Genomic DNA, 24,704 nt, shown 5'->3' with positions numbered 1-24,704 from the left:
CGTCGGGAGCGACGGAGCTGTGTGGAGCGTGAACTTTGCCGACAACCGAGTCTGGAAATAGCAGCCAGACTAGCCTGTCTCACTCTGGACGGTATCAGCTGGTGTCAGGCCCTTGTCACTCTCTGGCGACTTGTCGTTGAGAGAGCCGGCAAACCCGGAACAGAACGGGCGACCATCCTGCCCGACAGTGATTTTGGTCTGTACCCGAAACACCCGGTTGACCAGGGGTTCGGTGATCACCTCCCAGGGGCGACCTATAGTGTCGAGTCTGCCACCTGCGAGCACCGCAATCCGATCCGCAAACTGCGCCGCCTGGTTGAGATCGTGGAGTGACATCACCACGGTTAACCCGTGTTCACGATTCAGCTTGGACAGCAATTCCAGTACTTCCAGCTGGTAGCCCCAGTCCAGAAACGTGGTGGGTTCGTCCAGCAGCAGAATGTCGGTTTCCTGGGCCAGGGCCATGGCGATCCATACCCGCTGCTGCTGCCCTCCGGAGAGTGCTTCCACCGGTCGGTCCGCAAGATCCGAAACCCCGGTCATGGCCATGGCTTCGAAGGTTGCGTTGTCGTCGGTGGTGAGGTTTCTCTGCCACCATTTCCGGTGGGGAAAACGGCCCAGTGCGACCAGATCCCGAACCCGGATGCCATCAGGCACAATGGGTTTCTGAGGCAGCATGGCGAGCCTGAGAGCCAGCTTGCCCCGGTCCCATTGCCCAACCGGCCGGTCGTCCAGGTAAACCTGACCGGACCGGGCCGGCAGCAGGCCCGCAAAACTTTTCAGCAAGGTACTCTTACCGGACCCGTTGGGGCCCAGCAGGCAGGTAATCCCGCCTTCGGGGATGGCCAGCGAGATGTTGTCCACAACCGGCTTGTCGCCGTATGCCAGTGAGAGATGCTCGGTTCGTAACATGGAGGATACCGGCCTCAGGGTTGACGCGATAACAGATACAGAAAAAACGGTACGCCGAGGACGGCGGAAACCACACCCACGGGCACTTCATAGGGCGCAAACAGTGTCCGGCCGAGTAAATCCGCCAGTACCGCCAGCACCGCGCCCAATAGTATACACAACACCAATTGGACCGGAAGATTGGCGCCTGCCAGCCGTCGGCTGATGTGAGGAATCAGCAAGCCAATGAAGCCAACCGGCCCAACCACTCCGACGGCACTGGCCGCCAGCAGGGTGGCAATCAGCAGGGCAAAGGCACGCCAGCGGTTCAGGCCCAGGCCCAGAGTGCGAACGTGTTGATCGTCAAGCTGCATGACCTCCAGGGGGCGCACTAGCAGCGCGACACCGACAAGACCAATCGCTGTCCATGGCAGCAATGTGCGGAGGTGCTGCCATTCTGCGCCATACAGTGAGCCGGCCAGCCACTGAGCAACCAGCTCGGTATGGGCATGGCCCCAGAACGCTAGCGCACCGGTGGTCAGTGCGTGCAACATGCCGGCAATGACTGCACCGGTCAGCGTCATTTTGACTGGCGACAACTGGCCATGCCGCATACCAAGGAAATAAACCGCAAGCGCCGTTACCAGCCCGCCTGCCATGGCAAACAGGGGCAAATATTGAAGGGCAAACGACGTATTGTTGTAGGGATCGGCACTGGACACCAACCAGTCTCCGATAATAAAAGCGACGACCGCCACCAGGCTGGCGCCGGCGGAGATGCCGAGAATGCCGGCTTCTGCCAACGGATTGCGGCTAAGCAACTGTAACAGCCACCCTGACAGGGCAAAATGAATACCAATCAGGGCGCCGGTCAGGGTGCGGGGCAACCGTAATTCGAAGACCACTCGCTGCACGTGTTGAGTGCTGTCGCCGGTCAACCCGGCCCACATCTGGGACCACGTCAGGTCCACCGCCCCCAGTTGGACGCCCGCGACGATGACAACAACCAGACTGAGCCCGCCAGCCAGAAGCAGCCGGGCAACGGGGCCGGCGCCTGGAATCCGCATGCCACGGCGGCCTGCCCGAGGCGTTGTCGTAGCCGGATGGGTCACGTTATGCGCTCCGGGGTGAGGTTCGCGAGTTAAGCAGATAGATCAGCCAGGGGGCCCCGATAAGGGCCGTCAGCATACCGACGGGTAGCTCCTGGGGAAAGGCCAGTTGCCGAGCCAGGATATCCGCCGCCAGCAACAACAGCCCTCCAAACAGAGCACTCAGGGGCAGCCAGTGCTGGATCTGGTTGCCGGCCAGCCGCCTGGCAATGTGCGGCGCCACCAGTCCAATAAAAACGATTGGGCCGGTGAAGGCGACCAGCGCTGCAGCCAGCAGTAGGGCCAGCAGCAAAAATATCAGTCGCCAGCGGCCGACCGATAGCCCCATGGCCAAAGCCAGATCATCATCAAGTTGCAGTAAACGGAAGGGCCTCTGCATCACTAACAGGGCACCGAGCGGAAGCAGCAGCCAGGGCAGCACCAACTGGAGCTGAAGCCAGCCCCGCCCCATCAGGCTACCCGCCAGCCAATAGTAGAGCTCTGCCGCTTCCGCACCGGAAACCAACAGAAGGCCCGTGGTCAGTGCGGTGGCCAGCGACGTGACAGCGATGCCGGCCAGCACCACCCGCTCGGGCTGAAGCTGGCGCCGGCCTGCAATGGCAAAGGTCAGTGCGCCACCCAGCAGGCCGCCGCCAAGGGCCATCAACGGCAGCCACATCGCGCCCGGTGAACTCAGAGTTCGAAGCGACACGACTGCCAGGGCGGCGGAGGCAATCACGCCGGTCAGACCGGGGGATGCCAGCGAATTCCGGGTAACGCCCTGCATGACAGCACCAGCAACCCCGAGAGCGGCACCACCGAGAATACCGAGCAGGTTTCGCGGCAGCCGCAGCTCCAGCACGGTGATGCGCGTCAACAAGTCGCTGCTGCCGTCGATGGCTGACAGCAACAAGGTCGGCGACACCCATCGAGAGCCCGCCATCAGGCCAACGAAGAACAACAGCACGAGGAGAAATACCGCTGCTCCATAAAGACCCATGGGGCGTGTGGTTGAATCATCACCCGTCATTTGTTGGATTCCGAGGTCAGCAACAGCCGCTGTATGTCGTCCAGGATACGCTCCCGGGCAATCGGACCGGCACCTTCTTTCCAATAGTGAGGCACTTCGTAGACCTGGCCCGTGCGCACCGCCTTGAGATAGGGCCAGATGGGGTTCATCGTGAACGCGCGCTGACGGCTGGTGGGCAACAGTAGAATGGTATCCGGATTAAGTTCCAGCAAGGCTTCAAGACTGATCCGGTAGCCCAGTGGGATGCCGCTGTCGGGATTCGGTGGCTGGCCCCCGATATTGTCGAAGCCCAGACGCTCCAGCAACGCCGTCGGCAGAAAATGGTCATAATAGACGAAAGGGGTTTCACTGCCGCTGGTCAGCAGCGCCACCGTCTCGGCAGGCTTTGGTTTGTTACGGTCCGCGAGTAATTGAACGCGATCAAGAAGGCGGGCATTGAGTGCACTGGCTTTCGCCGGTGCACCCAGTGCCTGCCCCGCCAACTCAACACCCCGCAGGCTGTCCTGGACCGTGATCAGGTCCAGAGCCAACATCGGCGCGATGGCTTCTATCTGGTCACCGTCTTTCTCGGTATAGCGACGTATGGCGATGACGAGATCCGGCCGGACAGACGACAGTACCTCCAGGTTGGGCTGATGTCGCGGGCCGAGCCCCGTCACCCCGTCTAACTGTGACGCCAGGTAGTCGGGCACGCCCTGAAGTCCGTAGTCGGTGACGGCAACCGGCGGTGTATCCAGCGCCAGTGCGACATCGGCCCCAAAGGTCGAGATCGCAGCGGGCCGGGCCGCCGGTTCAGACAACCGCAGGGTCTCCCCGCGGTCGTCCGTCAAACTGACAGCCTGATCCTGCGCCCATCCTGACGCAGGCGATAGCAAAACAACGAGCAGGATCTCTACGATCCGGTTCCGTAAGCAGGCCATCAGAAATCGAGTTGCGCCTCGAGGATAAAGCTTCGACCGGGCTGCGGTACACGTCCGACCGGACTCACGTCCACGCCCCGGAAGTAGTAATCCTCATCCAGCAGGTTGTTGACGGCCAGGCCAAGGTTCAGCACACGATCACCGCCAATGGCGAAATCGCGACCGACTCTGGTGGTGACCAGATGGTAGTCCGGCAACTCACCGGCGCTGCCATTGCTGGTTTCTTCTTCCGTGTTGTCTGCATCGCTATAGCTTGAGCTGACATACACCCAGTTCAGGCTGGCATCCCAGGCCTGGTAGCTGTACACCGCATCGGCGCTGACTTTATGGGTGGGAGCATTGGGTAACTCGTTGCCCTCGTTGTCGCCGGTCAACTGTTCGGTATCGAGGAAGGTATAGCCAAGGCCCAGCTCCCACTGGCTGTTGAGGTTCCAGCGGTTCGCCAGTTCGATACCCTGGTGACGGGTTTCGCCAAGGTTTTCGAAACGGCTAGTTGACTGGTTAAACTGAATCTGATCCTCATAATCGATGCGGAACAGGGTGGCTGAAGACAGCAGGTCGGGGGTGACTTGCAGGCGGGCGCCTAGCTCGTGGTTCCACGATGTCTCATTGGCAACGGCACCGTCACGGGTGGTCTGGGCAATCTGTACCGGCACCAGAGAGCGCTGACTGTTGGCAAAGACAAACAGATCGTCAGACGCCTGATAGCCTACGGTCAGGCCCGGCAACAGCTCATCAGCATTGTTTTCCTCAGTGTTGCCCGTAAGGTTGTCACGGAAGTCCATGTCGACATCTTCATAACGCAGGCCCGGCGTCACCGTCAGGCGGTCATCCAGGAACGACACGGTATCACTGATATAAAACGCCATCGCCCGGGTGTCCAGATGCCAGTCGCGCGCCACGGAACGGTTACCGGAGGAAAATTCCAGGCGGTTGACGTCGAATTCCACATCCTCGCTGACAAACCGTGCGCCCAGGGTAATGTCGTGGCGGCCGTAACGGATAGCGACCCGAGGCTCGGAACCGTAGACAGTGAACAATCGCGGTGAATCCGCAACGTGGGTGGAATCCAGCCCTGGGTCCGCCCAGTGGCCGGTGCCGCTCAGGTTCTGGCCGAAGTAGAAGGTGCGGTCGGCATCGTGCACAAAGTTGCGCCACTGGAATTCCATGTTGTCGGCCGGCGTGTACGTCCAGGTGAAGGTGGCGCGGCTCATGTCCGCTTCGTAGCCGTCATGTGGGCGCTGGCTCTGGGTACGGTCCTGCTCATAGGCTTGCGGTGTCAGGGCGCCAGGCAGTTCGGCATCGACGCGGTAGTATTGCAACTGGGTGGCCAGTTCATGCTGGTCGTTCAGGTAATACCGGGCGTCCAGAATCAGGTTATCCACTTCGGTATCGGAGTGGTCGCGAAAGCCATCGCCGCGCTGGACGTTGGCCTGGAACTGCAGGTCGAGCTTGTCGGTCGCCCGGCCGCCCACACGGTAATAGGTATCTGTAAAGACGTTGCCGGTCTCTTCCGCGATGGTCACCCGCTCACGAAGGGTCTGGGAGGTTTCCGCCGGAATCGGTTTGGTGACGAAATTCACCACACCGCCCACGTTGTTGGGGCCGTAATGAACTGAGGCGCCACCCCGGACAATATCCACGACTTCCAGGCTCGGAAGGGTAACGGGGAACAGCGACACGCCGACGTTGCTGTAAGGGCCGATGGCAATCGGGTAACCGTCCAGCAGAATCTGAAGTCGTTCACTGCGCAGCGGGTTCAGGCCACGCACACCGATATTGGGAAGAATGCCCGTACCGGTTTCATCAAGCACTGTGACACCGGGTACCGGGCGCAGGGCATCGTCCAGATTCAGCGCTCCGGTCGCCTGGAGCTGTTCCTCCTCCACCACCGTGCGCGCCCCAGTGTAGGTCTTCTCGGACTCTTCAGTCGGCGGCCCCAGCCAGTCGGCGGTAACGTTGATGCCGGGTAGCTGGACGGGCGCATCGGCCTGCTCCTGTGCCAGAACAGGTGCTGCGCCAATAGCCAGGAGCGACACAGGGAGCATGGCTATGGCAACAGACAGTCGGTGGCGGCGCAGCGATTTTGAGACTTCAGACTTCGACATTGTGTTCTCCAGCACGTGTTATAAATTTTGATTGAGCATTCTACTGATAATAATTCGCATTACAATTAAAACAGGTAGTTGCTGCCTGAAGATCCGCTTACCGGGTTATTCAATGAAGTACTCTTGTGGGTGGGGGTGCATCAGAAACGCTTGATGGGAAATGTTCCAGGCGTAAGCACCGGCATAATGGAATACGACCAGATCACCAACCCCGAGCGACGCGACATGAATCTGGCGGGCAAACACATCCTTGGGCGTACATAACTGACCGACCAGGGTGACGGAGTGATCGGCAACGCCTGGTGTTGCAGCCTCCGTGTCGTTGGTGGGCAGTATCTCAAACGGATGGTTGTGGGCCTGGGCCGCCGGTGTCCGGAAGTGGTGGGTGCCACCCCTGCAGACGGCAAACCATTCCTCGCCGCAGCGTTTAACATCCAGAACTTCGCCAACATAAAAACCACAGGGCGCGGTTATGAAACGGCCACATTCAAACCGGATTTTCCAGGCGCGGTCCGAATAGGCATGAAGTAGTTCATCCAGGCCAGTACAGAATCCGGCCCAATCAAACTGCTGATCGGGCTGGGTGTAATTTATCCCGATTCCGCCCCCGACATTTATCTCGGTAAGACTCAGTCCATACTGGGCCTCCCAGGTGCGGACGGTCTCCAGGTAGTGCTTTATCAACGTCAGGTGGCGTTTCTCATCGAGTTGATGCGACATCAGGTGAAAATGAAAACCACGCAGTCTGACCCTCTCCTGCCTTGCCAGCAGCGCAAGCGCGTCGGGTATACAGGCCTCTTCCATGCCAAACGGAGTAGGCACACCGCCCATGGTAAGCCGTGTAGAGGGTGTGTCAGCCAGTTCGAGATTGATCCTCAACAGAATGTCCTGGTGAGCCTGCTTGCGGCCGGCTATGTCGCACAAACGCTGCAACTCCAGCAGGCTTTCCACATGGATCAGTTCAACGTTCTGATCCATGGCTTTTTCCAGATCGGAGGCCAGTTTGCCGGGACCACCAAAAATCACAGGCGTGTCGGGAAAATGACGGCGTACCCAGTCCAACTCACCGCCGGATGCCACTTCGAAGCCATGTACAAAGGGCGCCAAAGCGCCGAGCACCGGTAAGGCGGGATTCGCTTTGGCGGCATAGAACATCTCACAACCGGGCGGTAAACACTCGACTATGCCCTGCGCCCGGTTACGGAGCTCAGGCAGGTCATACACGTAGGCGCACAGCGGGTCGCTGTCCTGGCCTTTCAGTTCTTTGATGGCTCGCTGAACGGAAACAGGTACTTCAGGCATTGCACTGCCCTCCCCTGCTGTCTACGGCTCGGGGCAGAGCCACCGCCAGCGGGTTTGGTACCCGGGTGTACTGCGACTCACGATCCGGACGCTTGAAAAGGCGGGTCATCAGGTTGCTTTTGTTCGGAATGGGCTCGCCAGCCAACAGCCTGCCCAGAACATCGGCCGCCCAGGAGTCGTCGGTGCCTCCGAGCCAGTCGCCCACGGCCCTGGCGAGCGTTTCCCACAGCCGGAGTTCGATGTGGCCCTCCCCCCGGGAGAGGCAAGCCACGGCCTGGAACAGATGGTTTACCAACAGACAGTAGGCGATCCGTTTCCAGGCTTTGTCCTGGCTGTACTGGACGGACGCCAGCGTTTGTTCATCGAGAGTGTCGGGCAGCCGTCCCGACCAGCGGCCAGGCACCAGTTTTGTTCCCTCCAGGTCACGAACAAAGACCTGAACAGGGCATCCCTCCCGAATGCCAACCACCACGTTCTGAAGGTGTGGTTCAAAAGCCACACCGTGGTGGAACAGCGACTCAAAGAGAGGGGGGATCAGCAAGGCGAGATATTGCTCAAACCATTGCACCCTGGCTTCCTGATTCGTGGTTCCTTTGGCAGCAGCCCAGACTCCCGCTGCCTCCGTGGCTGGGCAGCGGCCAAAGCGATCATCGCTGAACAGCGCTGCGGCCAGCATCGGTGTTACGCCTGTATCCAGGTAGGGTTCCAGGTTGTCCCGCAGGATAACGCCGAAACCTTCCGCAATGGTTCGGCGATCCGGCTCGGAGTGGTCGGTGAAATCAAGGGTCTGGTAAGCCGGTTCGTACAGCAACCGGAACCCGCGCCACCGGGCCAGTGAGGGCGCAAGGTGAGCCTTCAGGGCTGCGGAGAGGGCAACGGCGCTTTCCAGTTCGTAAACGGCGTTTTTCCGGATGCAGTTGGTCAGGCGAACATGGGTTGAGAATTTCAGGAAATGGGGGTTGCCCGGCTGGTAAAGCGTACGAACCGATGCAGTTGGGTAGAATCGTGGGCCGGCCTGGCCCAGTGGCAAGATCCGCCCGGATCGGATGGCACTGCGAACGATGGGCAGGCGCATGAGGTAGCGCGCCTGCCAGGGGTGCACAGGAACCGTGACCCATCCGTCTGGCACGTCCACCTCAATATCCGCGTCTGACCCGGCTACCGGCCCGGCAATGTCACCCCGGGTGCGAAGGTCGTCCGGGTGAACCGCAAAGTAATAGAGGGCAAACCCCGCGCCCATTTCCGGGGAGTACTGCAGGATGTCCTCGGTGTCGAACCCTTCCCGGGATTTTGGTGCCGGATGGTAACGGTGTCCGAAACTCAGGGACTGCTCAGACCAACGGAACGCCTCCAGCCCCTGCCCCCAGTCTTCGGGCACGCGGGTATATGCCAGGATGCTCCGCATGACGTTCCGGCTGAGAAGAATCTGCCGGTAGAGCTCGCTGTTGAAAGGTTCGTCGAAACGCTGCGCCATTTTATGAAGCAGTATCCGGCCCAGTTGCTCCAGCCCCAGTACCCGCCATCCCTTGAGCGCAGACTTGTAGTAGGGCGCAGACAGGTAGCGGTAGTTGCATGTCCGTGAGTCTCCCGCCACCAGAACCAGCAGGATCTCTTCGCAATCGGGAAATTCGATTTGCAGCACACTGGCGGATTCGAGCGCCAGGCGGACCCGAAGTCCCTGGGGCCAGGACCGGCCCCCTTCGCCAACCTGAACCAACAGCTCCCCAGACGGCTGGGCAATATCCCGGCAGTAGCAATTCAGCAGGGCTTCCATACTGGCTTGATCCGCCTGATAGTCGCAGTGCTGATCCCTGAAATAGTGGTGTGACGCTGTCATTGACATGGCTTCATTCCTTTTCCAAGCGTTCATGGTTGTCGATGGCCGGGGCGTTGGCCCGGTAGCCGCTGAGATTGACGGAGAGTGACGGTGAGAGTGATGGTGAAAAGGGTCACCACGGCGCCCAGCCAAAGTGGCGCCGTCTGGTTGCTCATACCCGTGGCGACACCCGCGAGCACTCCGGCCGCGACACCGGCCCATTTGCCGGCACTGTCGAGGGCGCCAAAGCTTTGGCCGGCGTTTTCCATGCGTGTGAGGCGTGCGGTCTCCGCATTGAGGGCGAAAAGACAGATCGTCATGCCCAGCCCCATCACCAAACGTCCGGCGAGAATTGCGGCCGTTGTGCCAGCAGTGGCCTGCATAACGTACGACAGCGCGAACAGTGCGAGGCCCGCGGGCAAGCTCCACGACTTACCGAAAACAACGCTTCGTCGCAGTGGGCTGACCAGAATAATCAGGTAAATGGCATGGGGGAGGCTGTAGAGAACTCCGGCCATCGCGGCGGTGCTGCCCGTTCGTTCCTGGGTCCAGGGAATGAAGTAGGGAAAACTGGCCACCAGTGCGAAATTGAAACCGAAGTAAAGCAACCTCAGCCGCCGCCAACTGGTGGATGCCGGAGCCCTTTCGCGAGGCTGTTTCTGACCACGAGACCCACCCAAAACCTCGTCCGGGGGAGCGAGCTTCCATACCAGCAGCGCCGCCAGGATGGGTAGAACCGCCATGTAGAGATACAGATGCTGCGCTGGGACCCAGGTCATGAAAAAACCGAAAAGGATGGGCGCCAGTATCATGGCCGACCTGGCCGAGCCCTGCATCCAGTTCAGTGACTGGGTCAGGTTTTGGCCGCGAGCGACGGTGGAAAGGTAAGCGCTTGAGGCAGCGAAGGTTCCGCCCAGAAAGCCCTGAACCATCAGCGCCATGGCAAAGGTGATCACGCCCGGCGCCAATCCGGCGATCACGAAGGCCACGGCGAGACCGATCTGAGCCCGAAGGAGCGACCAGCGGCGACCGAAACGATCCGCTATTCTGCCCCAGAACGGCGCCGCCAGCGCTGTGCAAACCGTCGGGATAATATAGAACCAGCCCACCCAGACGGTGTGTTCAACCGCAAATGTGTCCGTCAGAATCAGCCCAAAAAACGGTGGCATCCCCAGCGCCACCAAGGCCGCGGTAAAGTGGCTAAGCAGGACCACCGGCAGAACGGATTGACTCATGACTCCTGCCCAAGAAAGTTCGGAGCCAGCTTGCCATAGAATTTATTGATGTCAGCGGCGCCCGTGCGGGACTTGCTTTCCAGGCTGCCTGCCCTGAGAAGATACTTGGTATAAAGCTGGCGATCCTCCAGCAGCACTTTGCGCGCTGGCTGGGTATTGACACCATCGTCGTCAAGCAGATCGAGTACGCTGATCAACTCCTCACGAAGCAACCTATACCAGTGGCTCGGTGAATCGAGCCCCCGTGCGGCCAGACCCTCAAGGATAACCGCCAGGTTCAGTTGCAGGGTAATGGTGGTAAACATCTGTGCCAGGGGTGTGTCATCGTTGACCAGAATGCGTTGATCCCGAAGTTGCGCCACTTTTGAGTCCATGGACGACATCTGACCGCATAGCCTGTCTGGCCATAACCTGGGGGCATCGTTGTCCTTGAATAGCAACTGCGGTGGCCGCCCTGGCGTGAGCAACACCATGGAGTTCTGCTGGTTGGATTCCAGTGCAATGCCGTAGACAAGCCACAGCCGCAGGTGCACCGTCAGCGTCAGGGCAACGTACTGGCGCACCCATTCCGTCAAGTCGCCACTATTGAACTCGTCCGCCATCATCTGGGCAACGCAGCGACCGTCCGGGCTGTCGGCTAACAGGGAGGCAACGGGCACAATTTGCTGCTGGTCGGAAAACCCGCAAAACCGGCGCACAATGCAGCCCAGCCACGGCAAGTCGCCAACGTGCAGGCCTGAGGATTCGTCGGTTACAGAAAAGGTCCATTTAAGGACCGGGTCCTTGCCGGATATCTCCTGCAGGATTTGCTGAACCGTATGACCATCGTAAAGCGTGCTCGGTTTGACCGTTCGAATGTTCCGGTTGCCCAGTGTGCGAATGGTCAAAGGGACTTTCACGTGGACCTCCGGCGCTGCCTCAAGCTGGAGGGTTCGTACCGACAGCGTTGGCCGAACCCAAAGCGCGGGCGTTGGTGCGCGGATGACCCTGGCACCGATCTCTGTGTTCAACAGATAGTCACTCAGCGCGGTGTCCCAAAGATGAGGATGCACCGGCAACAAGTGGTAGCTGTCAGCAAGCCGGTTATCCAGCCCTACCTCGCTGAAATCCGGCCAACAACCCGGGAGCTCTCCCACCGCAGTGACTTCCGTGCCGGGCACGGCAAGCCACCGTAACCGGAAATGCGGGGCAAATTCAGGCGCGTACGCCGCCAATGCCGCCTCATCAAAACCGCTCTTGGCGCGGGCGCTGGGATAGAACGGGTGATCAAGAAAGGCCGCGAGGCGATCAAAGTAAAGCAGGCGCTCGGATAGCCGGGGGAAGTCCTTCCAGCTTTGCCCCTGGTGGCGGATCTCGTCAAACCACCTGGACCGCTCCTTCTGGCAGAAGGCAGCGTGAGACTCCGCCGTTCTGCACTCGTCGGCATAGACCGCCAACTGCTCTCCGGAGTCGTCGTGTTCGTCCGCGGTAAGGCATGCCAGAACCTGCTCGTAGTGATCCACTTCTGACACGCTTTCGGTTTGATCTGCGGGCTGCCAGATGAGCGCGTCGCCACTCCACTGCCAACGCTGCATGAAGGTCGCCGGATTGACGGGCAACCACATGACGCCTCGCGCCAACGTCCACCGTAACCAGGTGGCCGGCCTTTCGGGGGAGCCGGGTACTCTGTCCGCAGGGAGTGCCTGAGAATCGCTTTGGCATCCGGCTACATCCTCGCGGATCAGGGCATTCACCAGCCTCTGGGTCAGATACTGCCCGGAGTCAGTTGAAGACAGAGCGGTGTCCCTGGTCATCAGCCTATCTCCCACTCTGCTTCAAGATCGGTGGCCCATTCGGCCAACGTATCCTCTACCCGGGAGGAATCGCTTGAAAACAACCGCAACACACCCAGGTAGTCCTTGTTTGAGTGAGTCAACCGGACGTCATCACCCACTTCCCTCAACGGCTCAAACTCGGCAATGCCGTCACCGCACGGCTCCCTGCGCTCAGGAGCTGAACGGCGAACCCGTCCACTGGTTGACGCGCTGAGGTAGCGTATCTGCGCTGCCTGCGTGGGAGGGGATAATTCCAGAGGGTTGCCGAGATGGGCCTGAAGGATGGCACGGAACAATCCACGATCCATCATACGGTCAAGCAGGAATTCGCGGCCATCCCCCACCGTGCGGTAATTGATCTCGATAAGTCTTGGCCCATTGTCGGTTATCACAAATTCGGAATGGCAAGAGCCAAGGCCCACACCGAAGTGCCGTACCTGCTTGAACATCTCCTGCAGATGAGGACTGTCCGGCTGGTAGGGTACCCACGTCGCTTCAAGTTCGACAAAGTGCGGCGGCTCGGAAAGCCGTACTTCAAATCCTCCGAGCGCAATCAGGCTATTTCCGTCCCCAATGGTCTCCAGAGTGTGAACGGGGCCTGACAGAAATTCTTCCAACAACAACGGTTGCCCGGGTTGCTCTTGCCAGAACTGATCACAGAACGATTGCAGTTGCGCAGCGTTGTCGAGGCGCCTGACGTTGAGGCTCGCGACGCCCTCACGGGGCTTGGCAATACATGGGAATGGAACGTCGTTGATCACTTCCGCCAGGGACGCCTGCTCATTCACCGCCCGGAACCAGCATGCGCCGTCATCAAGCGCTTTCAGGTACTGGCGCATGGCCGCCTTGTTTTTTGCCCGGTAGCAGGCTTGCCAGTCTTTGCCGGGCAACCCAAGATAGTCTGCGGTCAAGGCAGTCACCGTCTGCAAGTGGTCGCTGTTGGAGAACACGCCCACCGGCGACGGTAGTTCTGAGAGAAGATCGATAACAGACAGGGGATTAAATACATCACACTGGAGAATCTGATCCGGATAGGCGGGAAGGTCCGGTTGACTGAAATAGTGGTGATGAGTTGCTGCCTGGTCTGTCAGCAGGATCACTTTCAGCCCCATCGACTGGGCAGCTGGCAGGAATCCCCGGTTCAGGGCTTCTGTTGGAACATGAGCAAGAAAAAGTACGGTATCGCGCATAGGAAAACTCGTGTCAGGCTTGAAGAAGAATGGTTGCCTCAGGAAGACGGCGGGCTCACTCGGTACGGCAGGTCGCGAGATGTGACTTGAGGTATTTGAAGAGCAAACTGCGGTCTTCTCCCAGGAGAAAGGCCCTCGCCCCCCACTCCCGCCATTCCGTTAATTGGTCAGGACTTCGGGGCAAGGCGCAAAATTCCACCGGCCGTCCGCGGCAACTAGTTGCCAGTTCCGTAATGGCGTGACTGACAGACGAATGGAACGGGTCACCCGGGCAGCCCAGGGATTGCGACAGATCCACCGCCCCGGGAAGCACCCAGTCGACACCAGGAACACTCAGAATGGCTTCACGGTTATCCATGCCGTCCTGATCCTCAATCATGAGCACAATGAGGATTTCCTGGTTCGCCTGGCTGAGATAGTCTTTCAGCGGGAGGGTTCCGAAACCGGTCGTCCGGCCGCCAGTGATACCACGTTGCCCCGCAGGGGCGTAACGTGCCATTTGAACAACCTCGTGTGCCTCTTCTGCGTTACGGATACGCGGCACAACGATCCCCTGAGCACCGCTATCCAGCGCCCGGGTAATCGCCGCACGATCAACCCCAGGCACCCGCACCAGGGGTGTGACGGAGGCACACTCGGCGGCACGAATCATGTGTTCCAGGGACTCTGGGTTGGTGGACATGTGCTCTGTGTCCAATATGACAAAGTCATAGCCGGCGTGGCCGATCATCTCTACCATCCATGGCGTTGGCACTGCGTTAAGCAGTCCATACGCCGAGCGGCTCTGGGAGACTTTCTGACGCGCCTGGTTAACTGTCAGCACATAACCTCCGCAATCAATATAATTTAAATGATAATCATTTTTATTCGTATTTAAAGATATATCGATTCTAAAATCAAGCGCTACGCGGATGACATCGGGGTAATGTGAAGGACTGCCATGTCGCGGAACATGGCAGTTGATCTGGTTTTCCTGTGCGGATTGAGACGGTTTCGTCGTTATCGGTTTCGCAAATATTTAATCAGCGCCAGGATGCCCAACACCAGTAGCGTGATCAGCAGTAGCGGCATGATCATCATGGGCAGCATCATCCAGCCCATGCCAGACATCATGGAATTACAGGCCTCCCAGAACCCGGCCTCAGGGGCCGCGAGCGCCACTCCGGGTAACAGGGTCAGTGTGAATAGCATTGCCAGTAATCGCTTCATGGTGAGTCCCCTTCTAGTTTGACACGCTGATGGCTTGCGCTGGTTGCAAGGCTTCGTATCTTGCCCTGGCACGGAACAGGTCGCGAATGACCGCTTCCCGACTCAGTTTTACGCCAGTGAGCTGTCTTGCGCTGTTTATGGCATCTTCCAGCCTGCCAGTGCCACTGGCCAGCTCGTTCAGGCTGGCTTCCCAATGGGCGCGCTGGTTGGGAAGATGCCGCTCATCAAGGATTTCAAGGTGATCATAGCCTGCCACAACAGCCGCCTTCACGTCTCCGATTGACCCCAACAAATCGCGGTGGGCCTGAGTGGTTTGCCACTGTCGCCGGGACACCTCGGCTGCGGCCCTGCTAACGGCACTGTTTTGCCGTTGTCCGCTAAGCGGGATCTGAATCCCCAGGCCCACTATCCAGCGTTTGCTTTCGTCAGCCCACAGGCTGTTGTAGCCCGCACTCGCGGTAAACACGGGCCTGCGGTTGGCTTCTGCGACGTCCAGTCGGGCCCGTGCTTCAGCGGTTCGCGCCTCGGCGGCCTGAACCAGTGGGTGATCAGTTTCCACGGGGATATCCGCCACCATTGGCATCCGGGGAGGCACGGGCAACACCAGCTCGGATGGTTGCGGACGACGCCCCAACAAAGGAATCAGGCTGGCGGAGAGGCGGCCCTGCTCAGCCCGAAGCTCAACCAGTTGCGCATCCAGAGTATCCAGTTCCGTTTCTATCCTGAGCAACTCGCTCTGGGTACCTTCGCCGTATTCCAGTCTTTGCCGGGTTATGTCCGCTAATTGCTCCACCAGGGCGCGGGTCTCGTGATGCAACTCAATAGCCTGGGCCGAATACCACAAGCGGGCATAGGCCTCCTTAACGGAGGCAGTCAGTTTCCATGTCTGCCACAGGGTATCCTGTCTTGCAGCACGTACGCCTGCCTCCGAGGCTCCACGGGACGCCGATAGCTGATCCGGCCAAGGCAGTTTCTGACTGACCTCAAACCGGTGCCCGACGATATTGGGACCTTCAAGGGTTTCCGGTGCGATGCCGTACTTGACGACAGGGTCAGCCCAGGTATCTGAACCTTCCACATCCGCCTCCGCTGCCGCAATTGCGGCTTGCTGCGCACTCAGGGAGGCGTTGTTGGCCAGCGCCTCCGCAGTCCATTGCTCTAACGTTTCACGGGTTTCTGCTACAGCCGGCATCGAAAGTGCGATGAATGCCGCCAGAGTTGCCTGAGTTCCAAGGCGTCGAATCATTGGATCGCTCCTTTTTGGGCAAGTTTTTTCAAGCGGGCACGCTGCCAGAGATAGAAAATCACCGGAATCAGCAGCAGGGTCAGTATCAGCGTGGTGACCATGCCGCCAATCATCGGGCCAGCGATCCGCTGCATCACTTCCGAGCCGGTGCCGCTGCCAAGCATGATGGGCACCAGGCCGGCCACAATGGCGGCGAAGGTCATCATGATCGGGCGAACCCGCTGGGCAGCGCCGTCACTGATCGACTGGCGCAGGGCATTCGCCGACAACGCCCCTGGCTGGTGATCGACGGTCTCCAAGGCGTTGTGCAGGGACTGGTTCAGGTACACCAGCATCAGCACACCGATTTCCACGGCCACCCCGGCCAGGGCAATAAAACCGACGGCCACGGCCACGGAGAGGTTGTAACCCAGCAGATACATCAGCCAGATGCCGCCGATCATGCCGAATGGCAGGGTGCCGAGGATAATGCCCACCTCTGTCAGGTTGCGGAAGTTCAGATACAGCAGAATGATGATGATCGCCAGAGTCAGCGGCACCACCAGGGTCAGGCGTTCCTTGGCACGCTGCATGTACTCATATTGGCCGGACCAGGCCAGCGAATAGCCGGCGGGCAGATCGATCTGTTTCCGCACCACGGCCTGGGCTTCTCTGACCCAACTGCCAAGATCCCGGCCTTCGATGTCCACCAGGGTCCAGCCGTTGATGCGGGCATTTTCCGATTTGATCATTGGCGGCCCCTGGTCGATCCGGATATCCGCGACATCGGCCAGGGCAATGCGTTGGCCATTGGGCGCCACCATGGGCAACAGCCTCATCTGTTCCACCGAATCCCGGTAGCCCTGGGGATAGCGCAGGTTAATGGGATAACGTTCCAGGCCCTCCACCGTACTGGCCACGTTCATGCCGCCAATAGCGGTGCGCACTACGGATTGAATGTCGGCGATATTCAACCCGAAACGGGCGGCGGCCTCGCGCTGGATGTCCACCTTGATGTAGCGTCCGCCGGCCACCCGTTCGGAGAAGGCGGAGGCAGTGCCAGGTATATCAACCAAAACCTGCTCCAGTTTTTCTCCTATGCTCTGGATAACCGACAAGTCGGGCCCGGCTACCTTGATGCCCACCGGGGTCTTGATGCCGGTGGAGAGCATGTCGATGCGGGTTTTGATGGGCATGACCCAGGCATTGGTCAGGCCGGACAGCCTCACCGTGTTATCCAGCTCCCGGCGCAGGGATTCCGGTGTTACGCCCGGTCGCCACTGGTCCCGCGGTTTGAACTGGATAAAGGTCTCGATCATGGTCAGGGGTGCGGGATCGGTGGCGGTGTCGGCCCGGCCGATCTTGCCGAATACCGTCTCTACCTCCGGGATGCTGGCGATCAGTTTGTCAGTCTGCTGCAGAATCTGCCGCGCCTTGCCAATGGAAATACCAGGGTAGGTGGTGGGCATATACATCAGGTCGCCCTCGTCCAGGGGCGGCATGAATTCACTGCCCAGCTTGTTGGCCGGCCAGAAGCCGATGATCAGCACCACCAGGCCGCCCGCAAGCATCAGGACCGGCCGCCGCAGAGCCCAGCCAATTACCGGCTTGTAGAGCGCGATCAGCATCCGGTTGATGGGATTGCGATGCTCTGGCAATACCTTGCCACGGATAAAATAGCCCATCAGCACCGGCACCAGGGTAATGGCCAGCCCCGCCGCCGCGGCCATGGCGTAGGTCTTGGTGAAGGCCAGGGGTGCGAAGAGTTTGCCTTCCTGGGCTTCCAGGGTGAACACTGGCAGAAAGCTGACGGTGATGATCATCAGCGAGAAAAACAGCGCTGGCCCGACCTCACCGGCAGCCCGTGACATCACGGCCCATCGGTTTTGCGGTGTCAGCGGGGTTCGTTCCATGTGTTTATGGACGTTCTCCACCATCACGATGGCCCCGTCCACCATGGCACCGATGGCAATGGCAATACCACCGAGGGACATGATGTTGGCGTTGATGCCCTGGGCGTGCATCACCACGAACGCAGCGAGGATGCCTACGGGCAGGCTGACGATGACCACCAGAGAGGAACGAAGGTGAAACAGGAATACCGCGCAGATCAGGATGACCACCAGGAATTCCTGCAACAGCTTTCCATACAGATTGTCCACGGCGTTATTGATCAGGGTGGAACGATCATAGGTGGGCACGATTTCTACGCCGTCCGGGAGGCTGACCTTGATATCCTCAAGCCGTTGTTTAACGCCCTGAATGGTTGCCAGCGCGTTTTCGCCGAAGCGCATCACCACGATACCGCCGGCCACCTCGCCTTCTCCATTCAGTTCGGCGATACCCCGGCGGATCTGCGGGCCAAGCTGGATATCCGCTACGTCCCTCAATAACAAGGGCTTGCCATTGTCATTAACACCCAGGGGCACCTGCCGCAGGTCGTCCTCGTTCTGCAGGTAGCCAGTTACTCGCACCATGTATTCGGCCTCGGCCATTTCCACCACCGAAGCGCCGGTCTCCTGGTTGGCATTGTTGATGGCGGCATGAATGCGCTGAAGGGTAACGTCGTGGGCACGCAGTCGGTCCGGGTTCACCACCACCTGATACTGCTTGACCATACCACCGACACTGGCCACCTCGGATACCCCGGGCACGGTTTGCAGTTCAAACTTCAGGAACCAGTCCTGAATGGCCCGCAGTTCCGACAGGTCATGCTGACCAGTGCGGTCTACCAGAGCGTAGGAATACACCCAGCCAACGCCGGTGGCATCCGGCCCCAGTTCCGGTTTGGCAGCATCGGGCAGTTGCCCGGCCACCTGACTCAGGTATTCCAATACACGGGAACGGGCCCAGTACAGGTCGGTGTCGTCATCGAAGATTACGTAGACAAAGGAGTCACCAAAGAAAGAATAACCGCGAACGGTCTTGGCCCCCGGTACCGACAGCATGGCGGTGGTGAGCGGGTAGGTCACCTGATCTTCCACCACCTGAGGCGCCTGGCCCGGATAGGGTGTCTTGACGATCACCTGCACGTCTGACAGGTCCGGTATGGCGTCAATGGGCGTTTCTTTGACGGAATAGAACCCCCACCCCGTCAGAATGAGGGTGGCGAGCAATACAAAAAATCGGTTATGCAGCGACCACTGGATAATGGCATTAATCATTAGCTGAATCCGGTTTGGTGATGGCCGGAAGCGCCCGCATGGCGGCGCCCCCGGGCTATCACTACTGTTTACTGATAGACGTCACATGCTGGCCCTTGCCAGCGGGCGTCAGAATGAAGACAACCGTGTCGCCCTTGCCAAGGCCGTCCAGCACCACCTCAGGCGCTACGGAAAACCCCATGGTCATGCTCGGCCAGCTCAGTTCCGGAATGGGCTCATGATTCAGCGTTACTTTGCGTTTTTCGGTGTTGATTGCGGTGATCACACCCCGGCTCTGAACCGGGCCAGCGGACTCTTTAGTGTCCATGCCGGACATCAAACCCATACTGTTATCCGCCATCCCGGCAGTGTTTTGCTCCTCCGGCTCCAAGCGCAGCATGGCGGCCTCGAGGCTGGCTTCTGAATCAATCAGGAACTGGGCGGAGACCACCACCTGCTGCCCTTCTGTCAGCCCCTCGCGAATGACCACCCTGCCTCCAGCTTCCGGGCCGGTGGTAACGGGCACCGGACGGAAGTAGCCATCATCCTCGGCCAGCAGCACATGCTGACTGTCGCTTCGCTGGATAAGCGCCGGGCGCGGGATGGTGAGCAGGTCCTCACCGATGGGAGCCTCCATGGTGAGATTGACAAACATATTGGGGCGTAGACGGCCCTCGGGATTGGGAACACGCACCCTGGCCCGCAGAGTCCGCGTCTTCGCATCCAGCTCCGGATAGACGTAGTCGATGGTGCCTTGCCACTGCGTACCCGGCATGGATGGCGTGGTGAATTCAACCGCCTGACCGGCCACAACCAGCCCGGCCTGGCGCTCGAAGAACTCGGCGATTACCCACACCGAATCGCGGTTGCCAATGGCCATGATTTCGGTATCCGGGCGCACGTACATACCGGCACGGACGGGCAAAGCGGCCACATAACCGGCACCGGGAGAAAATACGGTGATGCGCTCGCGCACCTTTCCGGTTTTTTTAAGGTCGGCAATCTGGCGATCCGTCATACCCAGCGCGCGCAGCTTTCCGCCGGTGGCCGTCACCTCAGACCCCCGTCTAAGGCGTTCAGACATCAGGAATTCCTGCTGAGCATTCACCAACTCCGGTGAATAGAGCTCATACAGCGGCTCTCCACGGTTGACCGTTTCTCCCCGTGAGCGCACGTGCAGCACCTCAACCCAACCGGCAATGCGGCTGTGAACGTGGATCAATTGGTCTTCATCGTCGGTGACGTAGCCCACGGTTCGGACCGGAACAGAAACCGAACCCCGGGACACCGCCTGGGTTTTAACGCCCAGATTGGCCCGGACAGCGGCGCTTATCGTTACCCCACCGTCGTCCCTTCCGCTGTTTTCCTCGGCATACACCGGCACCAGATCCATACCCATTGGAGACTTGCCGGGCTTGTCACGGCGGTAGTTGGCGTCCATGGGTGCAACCCAGTACAAGGGCTTACTATCAGATGATTCTTCAGCAGGGTTGCCAGAACCGGCTGACTCGGACATCGGCATGGTTTGTTGACTGGTCAGCCAGCCAAGACCAAAGGCAATAGCGATCACTATCGCCACCAGGGCAATGCGCATTGATGTTTCCTCGTTTAAAGCTTATGAGCGCACGCTCGTGGCCTATAGGGCCGGTTGGACGTGCGAATTAACGACTCAGGTCAGGCTTTTGAGGAATTGGGAGGTGGTGTGAAGGTATCGAGGATGATGCTGAGATAGCCTTCATGGGGGCAACGATGGGCGGAGTCTGACAGAGATTGCACCGGCGCAACTGCTTTTTCAGAAACCAGTGCACATAGCATCGTACCGCAGTTGCCCTGAGTGGCGGCGACAGCACAATCCGCCGATGCCATATCGCCACAGGCCATATTCTGTTCCGAATGCCCGTTAGTACTGGCTAAATCAGCGTTGCAACAATCCATCATGGCCATTTGGCTGAAACGGGCAGGAGGTTCCGATGCGTCCGCCGTAAATTGCCCAAACGCCAGCACCGGCTGTATTGCCATGATCAGCAACAGCAGGTTAACAATGGCTTTAGGCGTTTTTGAGCGTGGCAAATGGAGTGACCTATATTGATGATTCTAAAAATGCTTTGACAAAAATGCGCGCATATTAAGACTTGGTGCGTATCACTGACCCACCCCGACGGTTGATCACCATTACATGGGTTCGCGGCGGCATACGCTTTGTTACTCCCATTCGCCAAGACGGTATCCTTAGAGTTGGCTTTAAGGTCAAGTCTTTTGTTGCCTGGATTTTAGTGGAGTTGGCCATGACATTACCCTCTCTGGGCAATAGCTTCGACAATCGGACAGTCGTCCATCGGCCCCTCGCCGGAACATGCCTCCAGAGAATCCGACAGGACCGCCTCAATGCGGGAAAGACTCTGGATCTGATGTCGAATCTTTTCCAGTTGCTTTCTGGCGATGCGTTTGGCATCGGCTCTATCACCATTGGCATCCTGAAGCATCAGCAGTTCGCGAATCTCATCAAGGGTGAAGCCCCATTGCTTAGCGTGAATAATGAACTGCAACCGGGCAATCGCATCCTCCGGGTAACGGCGATAGTTGGACGAAGTGCGCGCTGGCTCGGGCATGAGATTCTCCCGCTCGTAGAAGCGGATTGCATGGCTGGCAACACCACTTTTTTCGGAGAGCTCACCGATATTGAACGTTTTCATTCACGCACCTCAGGCGTAGTCTTGGAAGCACAGGGCCAACAATAACCTTGAAGTACACTTTAAGGTCAAGAGCTTTTCTGAAGGCCGAGCGCTTCTGGCCGCCGGACATTTTTGGCCTGGACCTGAAAAACTACGATGTGGAACTGAGCCTACGCGCCACTCCCGATTCTGTTGGCATACTTCCCGGCCGACCCCACTGAGCTATGGCGTTACAAGGCGGAACTAGAAAAGGGTTCGGACGATACGATCACAGAATGTAGCGGTGTCATTGAAATAAAAAACTGCTAGCATCCGGTGAACTAAACGATTTACTGGGTGTCACAGCCACTAATGTTCACAGTGTGGTGCTAGAAATCAGGATGACCGCAACAAACCGCCGAATTATGTCTCTGCTGCTATCACTTATTATGGTGATAAGTGGGCCTGCTTTGGCTATTTCTGAAATGGCCGACGGTCAGGCGGATGCGCCCATGATGATGGATTGCAGTTCCATGATGTCCGATGCAACCGGAACCAGCGGATCTGCTTCTGATAACAGAATCAATTGTTTCACAGGTTCAGACATGGCCTGTCAGACTGCCAGCGGGCTGAACAGCTGTGGTGTCGGTATCGGTCTTTTGCCAACAGGCCCCAACGGCTTGATTGATGCCAGTTCCCAACCGGTTTTAAGCGCCCTTGAGAACGACTACCAAGACCCTTTCCTGGCTTCTATCACCCCCCCTCCACAATTTCGCTCCTGAGTCTTAACCCGGACTTTTGCCCATTGCGGCAATGTCATTAACGTTAATTCTTACAAGAAAGCCTCGTGTTCATACCTATTCGTCACGAGTCTTTAACTGGAGCAAACCAAATGCGCAATTCAAATATCAAGCTTTCAATCACCGCTGCCATTTTCGCGGGTAGTGTTGCTTTCTTCTCTGTGTTCGCCCATGCCGAAGGCAACGGAATGATGGACCCTGACTCCGAGGAGAATGGAATGATGTCCTCCGAAGGCATGCATGGAATGGGTGGCATGATGGGCATGATGTCCGAGATGCCTGAAGAAGATCGCAAAGCCATGAAAGAAGCCTGTATGAAGATGATGCAGAGCCATAACGGCGATCACATGGGCGGTGGCGAGAAGGATCAGGACGCCTGACCCGATCAAACACCCATTGCCCGGGGAAGCCAATGCGCCCCCCGGGCCTTGCATTGCCGATGACCGAATCAAATCGAGGATTACCATGAAAACCAAGAAACTTGCTCTGTTTACAGGTGTAGCCGCTGTCGTTCTCGTTGCCGGCGCTACCACACTGGCAATCCAGGCTGGTGAGTCTGCCGAGCCATCAGCCGCAGTCGCAGTCGCACCCACTGCAGACGCTGGCACAGCCATCACCATCTACAAGAGCCCCAACTGCAGTTGTTGTCAGTCCTGGGCCGAGCATCTTGCGGCCAATGGCTTTGAAACCGACATTGTTGAAACCGACGATCTCAATCAAATCAAGCAGTCCCATGGCGTGCCCCGCGAAATGGCATCCTGCCACACTGCGTTGATTGGTGATCTGGTAATTGAGGGCCATGTGCCGGCGGATGATATTGTCGCTTACCTCGAAAACCCGCAGTTCAACACCCTTGGCCTCTCTGTGCCCGGCATGGTCCAGGGCAGCCCCGGCATGGAAACCGGCCGGAAAGAGGATTATCAGGTCATCGCTTTCAGCGCCAATGGCCAGCAGCGCGTTTTCCGCGAACACAAGGATTACTGAGGTCAGCGCCATGACAGCGATCGTTTATCGCCTGAAGCCCGCACTCTTGCGCTTTTTCCTGACCACTCTGGCTGTTGTCTTGCCGGCACTGGTACATGCCCAGTCTGCGGGCGATGGCCAATCAGTGAAGGCCCTGACGAGCAACCCGTCAGGGACCCTTGTAGTGCTGCGTGACCGCGGACTGTTTGCCATTGAAGGTGACACATCCACTGAAATTCCGCTACCAACCCCGGATGCGGGCGCGCAACCCACGTCTCTGGCAAAAGGAGCCGATGGCAGTATTTACCTTGCCGGCCCCGGCCTGGGCGTCTGGCGCTACAACAGTGCCAACAATAGCTGGCAAGCCCTCAATGACACCTTGCCCGATCTCGGCGTCACTGCCATGGCCACTCATGCGACCCAAGCCGGAACTCTCTACGCGTACCTCGGAGAAGATGGCATGTTCCGGTCCAGGGACGGTGGCGCCGAATGGATCAAAGTCGATGGTGGCCCCCGGGAACCAGTGCGGGCATTCCTGCACTCGGATATGCCCGGCAGTATGGAAAGTGGCTGGCTTTTCGCCGGCACGACGCGCGGCGTCGCCCGCTCCATGGACTGTTTCTGCTTCTGGGGCGATGCGGGAGACCTGCGAGGTACCGTGTCGGCCATCAGCTATGATCCCGCCGCTCCGGAAAACGTCTATGCGGTCGTCGAGGGACAACTCCATCACAGTAACGATGGCGGCGAAACCTGGGCAAACGTTAAGGCACCCGGAACCGTGACGGCACTGACTTTCTCGCCAGTTCATGGGTTCGTAACAGCCGTTGAGGGCGGCAACCTGTTTGCCCATGGCGACGGCGGCGAATGGACGCCAGTGTATGAATAAGTGGATCGGCTTGCTGATTCTGTTCGTTGTGCCGGCCGTTGCGATCGCGTCCGGCCGACCGGCGAGTACCGACCCTGCGCCCGCGAATGTGGCGCAGGGTCGACAAATTTATCAACAATACTGCGCCGCCTGCCATGGCCGGCAGGCTGAGGGCGCTGCCAATTGGAAAAAGCCGGACGAGAAGGGCGAAATGCCCGCACCGCCTCACGATGAAACCGGCCACACCTGGCGCCACAGCGACGCCATGCTGTTCAAGATGATCGAGAAGGGCTGGCGGCACCCCTTCAACAAAACCGATCGGCTGACCATGCCAGCGTTCGAACACGCTCTCACCGAACAGGAAATTCAGTCAGTCATTGAGTACCTGAGAACGCTCTGGACCGATGAACAACGGAAGTACCAGGCGACAGAGAGCCAGTAGCGATAACACCAG

At 58.8% G+C, this 24,704-nt stretch carries 22 protein-coding genes; 5 read left to right on the top strand and 17 right to left on the bottom strand.

The window, feature by feature from the left end; translation table 11 throughout:
* Positions 1-69: 69 nt before the first annotated feature.
* The 17 genes from AC0B60_RS02725 to AC0B60_RS02645 all read right to left on the bottom strand — a co-directional run bounded on the left by AC0B60_RS02725 (position 70) and on the right by AC0B60_RS02645 (position 21,664).
* Positions 70-912 (bottom strand): ABC transporter ATP-binding protein, encoded by an 843-nt coding sequence (locus AC0B60_RS02725; protein ID WP_465083794.1) that lies wholly within the window; start codon positions 910-912, stop codon positions 70-72.
* Between the two features lie 14 nt (positions 913-926).
* A complete protein-coding gene (locus AC0B60_RS02720; RefSeq protein WP_465083792.1) occupies positions 927-2,003 on the bottom strand; it encodes a FecCD family ABC transporter permease in 1,077 nt (358 codons plus the stop codon).
* 1 nt (position 2,004) lies between these two features.
* A complete protein-coding gene (locus AC0B60_RS02715; protein ID WP_465083790.1) occupies positions 2,005-3,009 on the bottom strand; it encodes an iron ABC transporter permease in 1,005 nt (334 codons plus the stop codon).
* Positions 3,006-3,809: an ABC transporter substrate-binding protein gene (locus tag AC0B60_RS02710; protein ID WP_465083788.1), complete on the bottom strand. Its 804-nt coding sequence runs from the start codon at positions 3,807-3,809 to the stop codon at positions 3,006-3,008. The genes AC0B60_RS02715 and AC0B60_RS02710 overlap by 4 nt, the downstream gene beginning before the upstream one ends.
* 119 nt (positions 3,810-3,928) lie before the next feature.
* Positions 3,929-6,037, bottom strand: coding sequence for a TonB-dependent receptor family protein (locus AC0B60_RS02705; protein WP_465083787.1), 2,109 nt, complete (start codon positions 6,035-6,037; stop codon positions 3,929-3,931).
* Between the two features lie 105 nt (positions 6,038-6,142).
* Positions 6,143-7,339: a type III PLP-dependent enzyme gene (locus AC0B60_RS02700; RefSeq protein ID WP_465083786.1), complete on the bottom strand. Its 1,197-nt coding sequence runs from the start codon at positions 7,337-7,339 to the stop codon at positions 6,143-6,145.
* Positions 7,332-9,182 (bottom strand): IucA/IucC family protein, encoded by a 1,851-nt coding sequence (locus tag AC0B60_RS02695; protein WP_465083784.1) that lies wholly within the window; start codon positions 9,180-9,182, stop codon positions 7,332-7,334. The genes AC0B60_RS02700 and AC0B60_RS02695 overlap by 8 nt, the downstream gene beginning before the upstream one ends.
* 23 nt (positions 9,183-9,205) lie before the next feature.
* Positions 9,206-10,390, bottom strand: coding sequence for an MFS transporter (locus AC0B60_RS02690; protein WP_465083782.1), 1,185 nt, complete (start codon positions 10,388-10,390; stop codon positions 9,206-9,208).
* Entirely contained in the window at positions 10,387-12,183 is a 1,797-nt protein-coding gene (locus AC0B60_RS02685) for an IucA/IucC family protein (protein ID WP_465083780.1), read from the bottom strand. The genes AC0B60_RS02690 and AC0B60_RS02685 overlap by 4 nt, the downstream gene beginning before the upstream one ends.
* Positions 12,183-13,394: an ATP-grasp domain-containing protein gene (locus AC0B60_RS02680; RefSeq protein WP_465083779.1), complete on the bottom strand. Its 1,212-nt coding sequence runs from the start codon at positions 13,392-13,394 to the stop codon at positions 12,183-12,185. The genes AC0B60_RS02685 and AC0B60_RS02680 overlap by 1 nt, the downstream gene beginning before the upstream one ends.
* A 55-nt stretch (positions 13,395-13,449) precedes the next feature.
* The gene (locus AC0B60_RS02675; protein WP_465083777.1) at positions 13,450-14,217 is read right to left on the bottom strand and encodes an HpcH/HpaI aldolase family protein; all 768 of its coding nucleotides are present in this window, start codon (positions 14,215-14,217) and stop codon (positions 13,450-13,452) included.
* A gap of 176 nt (positions 14,218-14,393) precedes the next feature.
* Positions 14,394-14,603, bottom strand: coding sequence for a hypothetical protein (locus AC0B60_RS02670; protein ID WP_465083775.1), 210 nt, complete (start codon positions 14,601-14,603; stop codon positions 14,394-14,396).
* Positions 14,604-14,616: 13 nt separating this feature from the next.
* Positions 14,617-15,849: a TolC family protein gene (locus AC0B60_RS02665; protein ID WP_465083773.1), complete on the bottom strand. Its 1,233-nt coding sequence runs from the start codon at positions 15,847-15,849 to the stop codon at positions 14,617-14,619.
* Positions 15,846-18,992, bottom strand: coding sequence for an efflux RND transporter permease subunit (locus AC0B60_RS02660; RefSeq protein WP_465083771.1), 3,147 nt, complete (start codon positions 18,990-18,992; stop codon positions 15,846-15,848). Before AC0B60_RS02660 ends, AC0B60_RS02665 begins: the two co-directional genes overlap by 4 nt.
* A gap of 61 nt (positions 18,993-19,053) precedes the next feature.
* On the bottom strand, positions 19,054-20,565 hold the full coding sequence (locus AC0B60_RS02655) for an efflux RND transporter periplasmic adaptor subunit (protein ID WP_465083769.1): 1,512 nt from the start codon (positions 20,563-20,565) through the stop codon (positions 19,054-19,056).
* Between the two features lie 80 nt (positions 20,566-20,645).
* Positions 20,646-21,041 (bottom strand): hypothetical protein, encoded by a 396-nt coding sequence (locus AC0B60_RS02650; RefSeq protein ID WP_465083767.1) that lies wholly within the window; start codon positions 21,039-21,041, stop codon positions 20,646-20,648.
* 221 nt (positions 21,042-21,262) lie between these two features.
* On the bottom strand, positions 21,263-21,664 hold the full coding sequence (locus AC0B60_RS02645) for a MerR family transcriptional regulator (RefSeq protein ID WP_085681284.1): 402 nt from the start codon (positions 21,662-21,664) through the stop codon (positions 21,263-21,265).
* Between the two features lie 359 nt (positions 21,665-22,023).
* Between AC0B60_RS02645 and AC0B60_RS02640 the strand changes: the two genes are divergently transcribed.
* The 5 genes from AC0B60_RS02640 (at position 22,024) to AC0B60_RS02620 (ending at position 24,692) form a co-directional block, all read left to right on the top strand.
* On the top strand, positions 22,024-22,404 hold the full coding sequence (locus tag AC0B60_RS02640) for a hypothetical protein (protein ID WP_465083765.1): 381 nt from the start codon (positions 22,024-22,026) through the stop codon (positions 22,402-22,404).
* Between the two features lie 110 nt (positions 22,405-22,514).
* Positions 22,515-22,802 (top strand): hypothetical protein, encoded by a 288-nt coding sequence (locus tag AC0B60_RS02635; protein WP_465083763.1) that lies wholly within the window; start codon positions 22,515-22,517, stop codon positions 22,800-22,802.
* Between the two features lie 85 nt (positions 22,803-22,887).
* On the top strand, positions 22,888-23,406 hold the full coding sequence (locus AC0B60_RS02630; RefSeq protein WP_465083762.1) for a DUF411 domain-containing protein: 519 nt from the start codon (positions 22,888-22,890) through the stop codon (positions 23,404-23,406).
* Positions 23,407-23,416: 10 nt separating this feature from the next.
* On the top strand, positions 23,417-24,271 hold the full coding sequence (locus tag AC0B60_RS02625) for a WD40/YVTN/BNR-like repeat-containing protein (protein ID WP_465083760.1): 855 nt from the start codon (positions 23,417-23,419) through the stop codon (positions 24,269-24,271).
* A complete protein-coding gene (locus AC0B60_RS02620; protein ID WP_465083758.1) occupies positions 24,264-24,692 on the top strand; it encodes a c-type cytochrome in 429 nt (142 codons plus the stop codon). Before AC0B60_RS02625 ends, AC0B60_RS02620 begins: the two co-directional genes overlap by 8 nt.
* The last annotated feature ends 12 nt before the right edge of the window (positions 24,693-24,704 follow it).

The organism is Marinobacter sp. V34, assembly GCF_055524115.1.
Note: the sequence above shows the minus strand (reverse complement) of the source record. Positions and strands in the feature narration are given on the sequence as shown.

Coding starts and splice junctions, on each gene's coding strand:
- AC0B60_RS02660 (WP_465083771.1), bottom strand. CDS start 18,992: ATGATTAATGCCATTATCCAGTGGTCGCTGCATAACCGATTTTTTGTA.
- AC0B60_RS02640 (WP_465083765.1), top strand. CDS start 22,024: ATGACCGCAACAAACCGCCGAATTATGTCTCTGCTGCTATCACTTATT.
- AC0B60_RS02655 (WP_465083769.1), bottom strand. CDS start 20,565: ATGCGCATTGCCCTGGTGGCGATAGTGATCGCTATTGCCTTTGGTCTT.
- AC0B60_RS02700 (WP_465083786.1), bottom strand. CDS start 7,339: ATGCCTGAAGTACCTGTTTCCGTTCAGCGAGCCATCAAAGAACTGAAA.
- AC0B60_RS02695 (WP_465083784.1), bottom strand. CDS start 9,182: ATGTCAATGACAGCGTCACACCACTATTTCAGGGATCAGCACTGCGAC.
- AC0B60_RS02715 (WP_465083790.1), bottom strand. CDS start 3,009: ATGACGGGTGATGATTCAACCACACGCCCCATGGGTCTTTATGGAGCA.
- AC0B60_RS02625 (WP_465083760.1), top strand. CDS start 23,417: ATGACAGCGATCGTTTATCGCCTGAAGCCCGCACTCTTGCGCTTTTTC.
- AC0B60_RS02665 (WP_465083773.1), bottom strand. CDS start 15,849: ATGATTCGACGCCTTGGAACTCAGGCAACTCTGGCGGCATTCATCGCA.
- AC0B60_RS02635 (WP_465083763.1), top strand. CDS start 22,515: ATGCGCAATTCAAATATCAAGCTTTCAATCACCGCTGCCATTTTCGCG.
- AC0B60_RS02620 (WP_465083758.1), top strand. CDS start 24,264: ATGAATAAGTGGATCGGCTTGCTGATTCTGTTCGTTGTGCCGGCCGTT.
- AC0B60_RS02690 (WP_465083782.1), bottom strand. CDS start 10,390: ATGAGTCAATCCGTTCTGCCGGTGGTCCTGCTTAGCCACTTTACCGCG.
- AC0B60_RS02680 (WP_465083779.1), bottom strand. CDS start 13,394: ATGCGCGATACCGTACTTTTTCTTGCTCATGTTCCAACAGAAGCCCTG.
- AC0B60_RS02645 (WP_085681284.1), bottom strand. CDS start 21,664: ATGAAAACGTTCAATATCGGTGAGCTCTCCGAAAAAAGTGGTGTTGCC.
- AC0B60_RS02630 (WP_465083762.1), top strand. CDS start 22,888: ATGAAAACCAAGAAACTTGCTCTGTTTACAGGTGTAGCCGCTGTCGTT.
- AC0B60_RS02705 (WP_465083787.1), bottom strand. CDS start 6,037: ATGTCGAAGTCTGAAGTCTCAAAATCGCTGCGCCGCCACCGACTGTCT.
- AC0B60_RS02670 (WP_465083775.1), bottom strand. CDS start 14,603: ATGAAGCGATTACTGGCAATGCTATTCACACTGACCCTGTTACCCGGA.
- AC0B60_RS02725 (WP_465083794.1), bottom strand. CDS start 912: ATGTTACGAACCGAGCATCTCTCACTGGCATACGGCGACAAGCCGGTT.
- AC0B60_RS02685 (WP_465083780.1), bottom strand. CDS start 12,183: ATGACCAGGGACACCGCTCTGTCTTCAACTGACTCCGGGCAGTATCTG.